We start from the raw sequence: 9725 nt of genomic DNA, 5'->3' as shown, positions 1-9725 counted from the left end.
GTACTGCGCGAGGCCTTGCAGGCCGCGGCTCGCGAGACGCTTCGCCTCTGTCGCCTGTCCAAACCTGCTCAAGCAGGTTTGGAGCCGCAGGCTCCAGCCCCTCGGGGGCTGAACTTGCTTGGGGCGGCCCGGCGCTGCGTTCGCTTGTCTGGAACGTGACTGTGCGCGGTATTTTGCTTGTCTCGGCATGAAACTTCATGGCAGCGTTACGGCGTCAAGCATGGCGCGCACCTGCTCGACCGCGCCCCGGCCCGCATCGCTGACGGGAATGAGGCGGTGCGCAGCGGTCTGCGGCAGCACGGCGGCAATGTCATCGGGCGCGACATAGTCCCGGTTGCTCAGGAAAGCCTGCGCCTTGGCGGCGCGCATGATGGCGATGCCGGCACGCGGACTCAGACCCTGCAAAAACCAGCGGCCCGAGCGGGAGGCGGCAATCAGGTCCTGCAGGTAGTTCAGCAGCGGTTCTGCGGCATGAACTTGCGTTACCTGCTGCTGCAGCTCCAGCAAATCATGCGGCACCAGCATGGCGGGCAGCTTATCCACCATGTCGCGCCGGTCGCTGCCCTTGAACAGCTCTCGTTCGGCGGCGCGGTCCGGATAACCCAGCGAAATCCGCATATGAAAACGGTCCAGCTGCGACTCGGGCAGGGCGTAGGTGCCGAGCTGGTCGTGCGGGTTTTGCGTGGCAATCACAAAAAATGGTACGGGCAACTGGCGGGTTTCGCCCTCGACGGTGACCTGCTTTTCTTCCATGGCCTCAAGCAGGGCGCTCTGGGTTCTTGGGCTGGCCCGGTTGATTTCGTCGGCCAGCAGCACCTGGGCAAACACCGGCCCGGGGTGAAACACAAAACTTTCCTTCTGGCGTTCGTAGATCGAGACGCCCGACAAATCGCTGGGCATCAAATCGGCCGTGAATTGCACACGTGAAAACTGCAGGCCGAACGAGCGCGACAGCGCATGGGCGAGCGTGGTTTTGCCAACGCCTGGAACGTCTTCAATCAGCAGGTGGCCGCCTGCGAGCAGGCAGGCCACGCAGTCTTGTACCTGCGCCGGCTTGCCGACGATGACCGTGTTAAGCTGATTTAAAAGCGTTTGAAGTTTTTCTTTAACCTGCATGTCGCTAACCTTAACGCAAAATTTTTCCACCATGAACGCGACTGGTTATTTCACCCACAAAGACTGCTGGAAGCATGAAATGGGCCCAGGACACCCGGAGTGCCCCGAGCGACTGGATGCCATTGAAGACCGGCTGCTGATCACCGGCGTGGGGGATGCGCTGGACCGGCGCGAGGCTCCACAGGCAGCGCTGGGCGACCTTGAGTTGGCGCACGACCGCATGCTGGTGGCTGCGATTCGGGGCTTAAGCGACCGCCTGGCTGATGACATCAAGGCGGGCGGGCCCGCCTATGCCCAGATTGATCCAGATACCTCGCTCAACATACACACCTGGAACGCCGCCTTGCGCGCGGCAGGCGCTGCCATTGCGGCCACCGACAGCGTGCTGGCCGGCGAGATGGAGAATGCATTTTGCGCCGTGCGCCCGCCGGGGCACCATGCCTGCCGCAACACGTCCATGGGGTTTTGTATTTTCAACAACATCGCCATTGCGGCCAAATACGCGCTTGAGCGCCACGGCCTCAAGCGCGTGGCGATTGTTGACTTTGACGTGCACCACGGCAATGGCACCGAAGACATCATCCGTGGCGATGACCGGATGCTGATGGTGAGTTTTTTTCAGCACCCGCTTTATCCCTTCAGCGGCGCCGATACGCACGCCAGCAACATGGTGAACCTGCCGGTGCCGGCCTATACCAAGGGCATGGAGGTGCGCGAGTTGATCGAGATGATGTGGATTCCGCGCCTGGAAGCGTTCAAGCCTCAAATGATTTTCATCAGCGCCGGATTCGACGCGCACCGCGAGGACGATCTGGGCCAGATGGGCCTCGTCGAGCAGGACTATGCCTGGATTACCCAGCGCGTCAAGGATGTGGCCAGGCGCCACGCGAAGGGCCGCATCGTGTCGTCGCTGGAAGGGGGCTACAACCTCAGTGCGCTGGCGCGCAGCGTGGAAGCGCATCTCCGTGTGCTGGCCGATTTGTAGGAGTTTTCATGAGCACTGCATCCGCTGATCTGTCTGCGCCGGTTCTTCACACACAGGACGGGCGGGGTGTTCACACCCTTACCCTGAACCGAGCGAGCACTTTCAACGCACTCAGCGAGGAGGTACTGGCAGCCCTGCAAACCGCGCTGGATGCCATTGCGCTCGACAGCTCGGCGCGCGCGGTGGTGGTGGCGGCGCAAGGCAAGGCTTTTTGCGCCGGCCACAACCTCAAGGACATGCGCGCCCGGCCTGAGCTGGCCTATTACCAGAAGCTGTTTGCCCAGTGCACGCGCATGATGCTCAGCATCCAGAATTTGCCGGTGCCGGTGATTGCCAGGGTGCAGGGGCTGGCCACTGCCGCGGGTTGCCAGCTGGTGGCGCAATGTGATCTGGCGGTGGCTGCCAGCCAGGCCAGCTTTGGTGTAAACGGGATTGATGTGGGCCTGTTTTGTGCCACGCCCAGTGTGCCGCTGGTGCGCAACATGCCTGCCAAACAGGCCATGGAGATGCTGCTGACGGGAGAGTTCATCACGGCCGATGAGGCGCGCGCCAGAGGCCTGGTCAACCGCGTCGTGCCGCTTGACGCGCTCGACGCCGAGGTCGAGAAGCTTTTGCAAGCCCTGCTGTCCAAACCGCGAGAAGCAGTCGCCATGGGCAAAGAGCTTTTTTACAAACAACGTGAAACCGGCGTGGAAGCCGCGTACCAACTGGCTGGCCAGACCATGGCTTGCAACATGGTCCATGCCGTGGCCCAGGAGGGCGTACAAGCCTTCATCGACAAAAGGAAACCTCAATGGCCAGTGGCGGCGCCTTCTTGAATCTTCATAATGTTTCTCCTGCGCGTATCGACAGCCTGGATGACTGGTTTACGGCGCTGACCCAGCCCACCGCCCTGACCGAGCTGGCGGCGCTGGTTGTTTGCGCCCTGCTGGCCTGGCTGGTGGTGCGCGTGGCAAGCCGTGCGCGCAGCGTGGCCGACGAATCCTCGATTTTCTTTGGACGGCGCATTGTGGACGGCGTGCTGTTTCCGCTGCTGCTGTTGTCCTTGGCTTATGCGGCCCAGGCGCTCTTGGCGCGGGTGCTTCCGCTGGCGATCTTCAAGGTGGCCATTCCGGTGTTGCTGTCCTTGGCGGTGATTCGCCTGGGGGTCAAGGTGCTGCAGGTGGCATTGAAAGACACACCGCTGGTGCGGGCACTGGAGCGCACCATTTCCTGGCTGGCCTGGCTGGCCATGGTGCTCTGGGTCAGCGGCCTGCTGCCAGTCCTTCTTGACCAGCTGGACGACATCAAGTGGAAGGTCGGCGGCTCGCTGATCTCGGTGCGCACCATGCTGGAAGGTGCGCTGACGGCGGGGCTCGTGCTTCTGGTCACCCTTTGGATTTCCTCAGCCATTGAAGCCCGGGTACTGCGCTCGGCGACGGGCAGCGAGCTGTCCTTGCGCAAGGCCGTGAGCAATGCCACCCGAGCGCTGTTGATGTTTGTCGGCCTGTTGCTGGCGCTGTCAGCGGTGGGAATTGACCTGACGGCCCTTTCGGTGCTGGGCGGTGCGATTGGCGTGGGCATTGGTTTTGGCCTGCAAAAGCTCGCTGCCAGCTATGTGAGCGGATTTGTGATGCTGGCCGAGCGCAGTGTGCGCATCGGGGACAGCGTGCGCGTTGACAACTTTGAAGGGCGCATCACCGATATCAATGCCCGCTACACGGTCATACGGGCGATGTCCGGCCGGGAAGCCATCGTCCCGAATGAAATGTTCATCAGCAACCGCATTGAAAACCTGTCCCTGGCCGATACGCAGTTGCTGCAGTCCACCGTGGTGTCGGTGGGCTATGACAGCGACGTTGAGCTGGTGATGCGTCTGCTCACCGAGGCGGCCATCAAACAGGAGCGCGTGTTGACTGAACCGGGGCCTGGTGTCAACTTGACCAATTTTGGCGCTGACGGGCTGGAGTTCACCCTCAACTACTGGATGGCGGACCCAGAAAACGGCCAGCAGAACCTGCGCTCCCTTGTCAATCTCGCCATCCTCCAGTCCCTGCGCAAGCACGGAATAGAAATCCCATTCCCGCAGCGGGTGATCCATACTCATGTCAACGTTGTAGAAGACGTCAAGCCTTCCTGATTTTTCTGACCTTGCTGATGCGAGGGGTCGCGGCGGGCTCAATGGATGCCTGCAGGCCATCTGTTTGGCAGGGGGCGGTAACTCTTGAGGATTAGCCCTTTATAATAAAATAGAACGACCGTTCTTTTTCTTCTCGGCTGCGAGGGAGCACCCTCCTGCAGTTAGGCGGCAGCCGACACCAGGAATGCTGCAGCATAGAATGCAAAGCTTACGTTAACGTCAACGTCAATTAACAAACTCTGGAGCCCTGCAATGAAGGTTTTGGTACCCGTCAAGCGTGTAGTCGACTACAACGTGAAAGTCCGCGTCAAATCAGACGGCACCGGTGTCGATATCGCCAACGTCAAGATGAGCATGAACCCCTTTGACGAGATCGCCATCGAAGAGGCGACACGGCTCAAGGAAAAGGGTGTCGTGACCGAAGTCATCGCAGTGAGCTGCGGTGTGCTGCAGTGCCAGGAAACGCTGCGCACCGCCATGGCGATTGGCGCAGACCGCGCCATTCTGGTCGAGACGGCTGAAGAGCTGCAGCCGCTGGCCGTGGCCAAGCTGCTCAAGGCGCTGGTAGACAAGGAGCAGCCGAAGCTGGTGATTCTGGGCAAGCAGGCGATTGACGATGACTGCAACCAGACCGGCCAGATGCTGGCGGCCTTGCTGGGCTGGCCGCAGGCGACTTTTGCATCCAAGGTGGAAGTGGAGGGCGGCCAGGCCAAGGTCACCCGTGAAGTCGATGGCGGCATGGAAACCCTGTCACTGAGCCTGCCGGCCATCATCACGACCGACCTTCGCCTCAATGAGCCGCGCTATGTGACGCTGCCCAACATCATGAAGGCCAAGAAAAAGCAGCTCGACAACTTCAAGCCCGAAGAACTCGGTGTGGACGTCAAGCCGCGCATCAAGACCCTCAAGGTCAGCGAGCCGCCCAAGCGCAGTGCCGGTGTCAAGGTGGCGGACGTCGCCGCCCTGGTGGACAAACTCAGAAACGAAGCCAAAGTAATTTAAAAGACGCCCAGCCTCAACGGAGTAAAACAATGACCTCTTTAGTAATTGCCGAACACGACAACGCGAGCATCAAGCCTGCCACCCTCAATACCGTGACCGCAGCTGCCCAATGCGGTGGTGAAGTACATGTACTGGTCGCTGGCAAGGGTGCAGAAGCGGCAGCCAAAGCGGCCAGCCAAATTGTTGGCGTGGCCAAAGTCATTCACGTCGAGGGCGAGCCCTTTGCGCATGGCCTGGCTGAAAACATGGCCGCGCAGGTGGTGGCCATTGCCAGCAGCTATTCGCATATCCTGTTTCCAGCGACGGCATCGGGCAAAAACATTGCCCCTCGCGTGGCCGCGCTGCTGGACGTCGCCCAGATATCCGACATCACCAAGGTGGATGCGGCCGACACGTTCGAGCGCCCCATCTATGCCGGCAACGCCATTGCCATCGTGCAAAGCCTGGATGCGACCAAAGTCATCACCGTTCGCACGACCGGTTTTGACGCCGCAGCAGCCAGCGGCGGAACGGCGGCCATTGAAACGCTGGCAGGCGTGGCCGACAGCGGCAAGTCATCGTTTATGGGCTCCGAAATTGCCAAGAGCGACCGCCCTGAACTGACTGCCGCGAAGATCATCGTCAGCGGTGGCCGTGCGCTGGGCAGTGCCGAGAAGTTCAACGAGGTCCTGACGCCGCTGGCTGACAAGCTGGGCGCTGCACTCGGTGCTTCGCGAGCGGCGGTGGATGCAGGCTACGCGCCCAACGACTGGCAAGTGGGCCAGACCGGAAAAATCGTGGCGCCCCAGCTCTACATCGCAGCGGGCATCTCGGGCGCCATCCAGCACCTGGCCGGCATGAAGGACTCGAAAGTCATCGTGGCGATCAACAAGGACCCTGAAGCACCGATTTTCAGCGTGGCTGATTACGGGCTGGAGGCGGATCTGTTCGTCGCCGTGCCTGAACTGGTTGCGGCGCTGTAACGCTGAAACGCTGTACGGCGATGGAATCAAAGGGCGTCGTGATGGATGCCCTTTTTTATCTGGACTGCCCGCGGTGAGGCCGCTCTGAAATATTGGAGAGACAACAATGAGTTACAAAGCCCCGCTCAAAGACATGCTGTTCGACATCAAGCACTTGGCCAACATCGACCAGGTCGCGCAAATTCCCGGTTTTGAAGACGCCGGGTTTGAAACGGCGCAGGCGGTGCTGGAAGAATGCGCCAGGTTCAACGAGGGCGTGCTGTCGCCGCTGAACTGGGAGGGCGACAAAAATCCTTCGAGCCTGAAAGACGGCGTTGTCACCACCACCCCCGGTTTCAAGGAAGCCTTCAGGCAATACGTGGAAGGGGGCTGGCAAGGTCTGCAGCACCCCACAGACTTTGGCGGCCAGGGCCTGCCTAAAACCATTGGCGCGGCCTGCGGCGAAATGCTCAACTCGGCCAATATGAGCTTTGCCTTGTGTCCCTTGCTCAGCGATGGCGCCATTGAGGCACTGCTGACCGCAGGTTCTGACGATCTCAAGGCGGTCTACCTTGAAAAACTGGTAAGCGGCCAGTGGACCGGCACCATGAACCTGACCGAACCGCAGGCTGGTTCCGACCTGGCCATGGTGCGCAGCCGTGCCGAGCCGCAGCCTGACGGCACCTACAAGGTGTTTGGCACCAAGATTTTCATCACCTATGGTGAGCACGACATGGCCGAGAACATCGTGCACCTGGTGCTTGCGCGAGTGAGCGGCGCACCCGAGGGCGTCAAGGGCATCAGCCTGTTTGTCGTGCCCAAATTCATGGTGAACCAGGACGGTTCGCTGGGTGCGCGCAACGATGTGCATTGTGTCAGCATCGAGCACAAGCTGGGGATCAAGGCCTCGCCCACGGCCGTGCTGCAGTACGGTGACCACGGCGGCGCCGTGGGCTATATCGTCGGCGAGGAAAACCGTGGGCTGGAGTACATGTTCATCATGATGAATGCGGCGCGCTTCGCCGTGGGTATGCAGGGCGTGGCGATTGCCGAGCGCGCCTACCAAAAAGCCGTGACGTTTGCCAAAGACCGCGTGCAGAGTCGACCGGTCGACGGTTCCATCCAGGCCAGCGCACCCATCATTCACCATCCCGACGTCAAGCGCATGCTGATGACCATGCGCGCCTACACCGAAGGCTGTCGCGCCATGGCCTCGGTGGCCGCGGCTGCATACGACGCGACCCATCACCACCCTGATGCCGACGTGCGCCAACAGAACCAGGCCTTCTACGAATTCATGGTGCCGCTGGTCAAGGGCTACAGCACCGAGATGAGCCAGGAAGTCACCTCGTTGGGCGTGCAAGTCCATGGCGGGATGGGCTTTATTGAGGAAACCGGCGCGGCGCAGTACTACCGCGACGCGAGAATCCTCACCATCTACGAAGGCACCACCGCCATCCAGGCCAACGACCTGGTCGGCCGCAAGACCGCGCGCGACGGCGGTCAGACGGCCAAGGCGATTGCACAGCAGATTGAAGCGACTGAAACCCGGTTGCTCAAGCAGGGCAGTGCCGATGCCTTGGCGGTGGCCAAGCGCCTGAAGGCCGCGCGCCTGGCATTTGTTGATGTGGTCGAGTTTGTGGCTGGCAACGTCAAGGCTAGACCCAATGCCGTATTTGCAGGCAGCGTGCCCTACCTGATGCTGGCCGGCAATCTGGTGGCAGGCTGGCAGATGGCGCGCTCATTGTTGGTGGCCCAGGAGCAACTGGAGAAATCGGTTATGGGCGTGGATGCCGCTTTCATGCAGGCCAAAATCACCACGGCCCGCTTTTACGCCGACCACCTGCTGACCAAGGCACCCGGCATGCGCGACAGCATCGTGGAAGGCGCAGACTGCGTCACCGCGCTGGCGCTTGAGGCGTTCTAGCCTCTCCCGCCCTGCGCTGTATTTCATGCTACTAAATAAATAGCTACTTACGCCCGTTGTATAAGGGCTGTGGCTATTATTTTCTTAAATTTTTGGTAAAAACTCCGGCCTGCGTTTCGCAAGCGATTGATGAAAGATGCCATGTCCAGACTACCCGGTGCACTGAACCATCTGCCGCTGCCCATCATTGGCTCGCCGCTGTTCATCATCAGCAACCCCAAGCTCGTGATTGAGCAATGCAAGGCCGGCGTGGTGGGCGCCATGCCGGCGCTCAACGCGCGGCCCGCAGCGCAGCTGGAAGACTGGCTGGCCGAGATCACCGAGACGCTGGCCGTCTACAACCTCGCCCATCCCGAGCAGCCTGCCGCGCCGTTTGCCATCAACCAGATCGTGCACAAGTCCAACGACCGGCTGGAGCGTGACATGGAAATGTGCGTCAAATTCCAGGTGCCCATCTGCATCACCAGCCTGGGCGCCCGCGAAGACATCAACGCCGCCGCGCACAGCTACGGCGGCGTGGTGTTGCACGACATCATCAACAACAAGTTTGCCCACAAGGCCATAGAAAAAGGCGCTGACGGCCTGGTGGCGGTGGCGGCCGGTGCCGGTGGACACGCGGGCGTCAAAAGCCCGTTTGCCCTGATCCAGGAAATCCGTCAATGGTTTGACGGCCCGCTGGCGCTGTCGGGCGCCATCTCGACCGGCGGCGGCGTGCTGGCCGCGCAAGCCATGGGGGCCGACTTCGCCTACATCGGCTCGGCCTTTATCGCCACCGAAGAAGCCCGTGCTTCAGATGCTTATAAGCAGGCGATCGTCGATGGCAATTCCGACGACATTGTCTACAGCAACCTGTTTACCGGCGTGCATGGCAACTACCTGGCGCCGTCGATCCGCGCTGCCGGCATGGACCCCGACCACCTGCCCGAGGGCGACCCGAGCCAAATGAACTTCGGCGCTGACAAGTCCAAAGCCTGGAAAGACATCTGGGGTTGCGGGCAGGGCATTGGCGCGGTTACCAAGGTGCAGAGCACCGCCGCCTTTGTAGCCCAGCTCAGGCGCGAATACCAGGAAGCGCGCCAAAGGCTGGCTTTATAGCCAAAAATTCAAGAGGCGGTTTCAAGCTTAAGAGAGGGATTACGAAAACAGCTGGCGTGCGTGGTGATTCAGGTGGTCGGCCATGAAGGTGGCGATGAAGTAATAGCTGTGGTCGTAGCCCGCCTGCCGGCGCAGCGTGAGGGGCTGGCCCGCCGACGCGCAGGCGGCTTCAAACAGGTGCGGGTGCAGCTGCTCCGCAAGAAACTGATCGGCCAGACCCTGGTCAATCAGGATGCCGCCGGGGTAGGGCGCACTGGGCAGGCCTGTCATCAATGCCGTGGCATCGTGCGCAAGCCAGCCCGATTCGTCGGCTCCAAGGTAGCCAGCGAAGGCCTTGCGGCCCCACGGGCACTGGCTGGGCGCACAAATCGGCGCAAAGGCCGACACCGACTTGAAAAGAGAAGGGTGCCGAAGTGCCAGCGTCAAGGCACCGTGGCCGCCCATGGAATGGCCGAAAATGCCGATGTGCTCGGCGTCCAGTGGCAAGGTGCTCGTCAGCAGCGGCAACAATTCCGTCGTGAGGTAGCTCTCCATGCGGTA

Annotated in this window: 10 protein-coding genes; 8 read left to right on the top strand and 2 right to left on the bottom strand. The window is 61.0% G+C overall.

Translation table 11 applies throughout. The annotated features are described in order from the left end of the window. Positions 1 to 191 (top strand): hypothetical protein (locus B3F77_RS02195; RefSeq protein WP_293603370.1); only part of this gene is annotated, 191 nt, incomplete at its 5' end. 4 nt (positions 192 to 195) lie between these two features. Here B3F77_RS02195 and B3F77_RS02190 read toward each other — a convergent pair. Then, the gene (locus B3F77_RS02190; RefSeq protein WP_293603369.1) at positions 196 to 1116 is read right to left on the bottom strand and encodes an AAA family ATPase; all 921 of its coding nucleotides are present in this window, start codon (positions 1114 to 1116) and stop codon (positions 196 to 198) included. 31 nt (positions 1117 to 1147) lie between these two features. On the opposite strand from B3F77_RS02190, the gene B3F77_RS02185 reads away from it, so the two are divergent. The 7 genes from B3F77_RS02185 to B3F77_RS02155 all read left to right on the top strand — a co-directional run bounded on the left by B3F77_RS02185 (position 1148) and on the right by B3F77_RS02155 (position 9185). After that, positions 1148 to 2101, top strand: a complete 954-nt coding sequence (locus tag B3F77_RS02185; protein ID WP_293603368.1) for a histone deacetylase family protein — start codon at positions 1148 to 1150, stop codon at positions 2099 to 2101. Positions 2102 to 2109: 8 nt separating this feature from the next. After that, entirely contained in the window at positions 2110 to 2919 is an 810-nt protein-coding gene (locus B3F77_RS02180; RefSeq protein ID WP_293603367.1) for an enoyl-CoA hydratase, read from the top strand. Further along, positions 2895 to 4220 carry a mechanosensitive ion channel family protein gene (locus tag B3F77_RS02175; RefSeq protein WP_293603366.1) on the top strand — a complete coding sequence of 442 codons (1326 nt, stop codon included), beginning with the start codon at positions 2895 to 2897 and terminating at the stop codon, positions 4218 to 4220. The genes B3F77_RS02180 and B3F77_RS02175 overlap by 25 nt, the downstream gene beginning before the upstream one ends. 252 nt (positions 4221 to 4472) lie before the next feature. After that, entirely contained in the window at positions 4473 to 5222 is a 750-nt protein-coding gene (locus B3F77_RS02170) for an electron transfer flavoprotein subunit beta/FixA family protein (RefSeq protein WP_293603365.1), read from the top strand. Positions 5223 to 5251: 29 nt separating this feature from the next. Beyond that, complete coding sequence (locus B3F77_RS02165) at positions 5252 to 6184, top strand: electron transfer flavoprotein subunit alpha/FixB family protein (protein ID WP_293603364.1); 933 nt, start codon at positions 5252 to 5254, stop codon at positions 6182 to 6184. A gap of 106 nt (positions 6185 to 6290) precedes the next feature. Further along, complete coding sequence (locus tag B3F77_RS02160; protein WP_293603363.1) at positions 6291 to 8090, top strand: acyl-CoA dehydrogenase; 1800 nt, start codon at positions 6291 to 6293, stop codon at positions 8088 to 8090. A 141-nt stretch (positions 8091 to 8231) separates the two neighbouring features. After that, positions 8232 to 9185 carry an NAD(P)H-dependent flavin oxidoreductase gene (locus tag B3F77_RS02155; protein WP_293603362.1) on the top strand — a complete coding sequence of 318 codons (954 nt, stop codon included), beginning with the start codon at positions 8232 to 8234 and terminating at the stop codon, positions 9183 to 9185. Between the two features lie 39 nt (positions 9186 to 9224). On the opposite strand, the gene B3F77_RS02150 is transcribed toward B3F77_RS02155, so the two are convergent. Beyond that, a partial coding sequence (locus tag B3F77_RS02150; protein ID WP_293603361.1) for an alpha/beta hydrolase-fold protein occupies positions 9225 to 9725 on the bottom strand: 501 nt, incomplete at its 5' end.

This window comes from Polaromonas sp. UBA4122 (genome assembly GCA_002381615.1).
In the GTDB taxonomy this organism is placed as follows: domain Bacteria; phylum Pseudomonadota; class Gammaproteobacteria; order Burkholderiales; family Burkholderiaceae_C; genus Polaromonas.
This window is presented reverse-complemented; position numbering and strand designations above follow the sequence as displayed.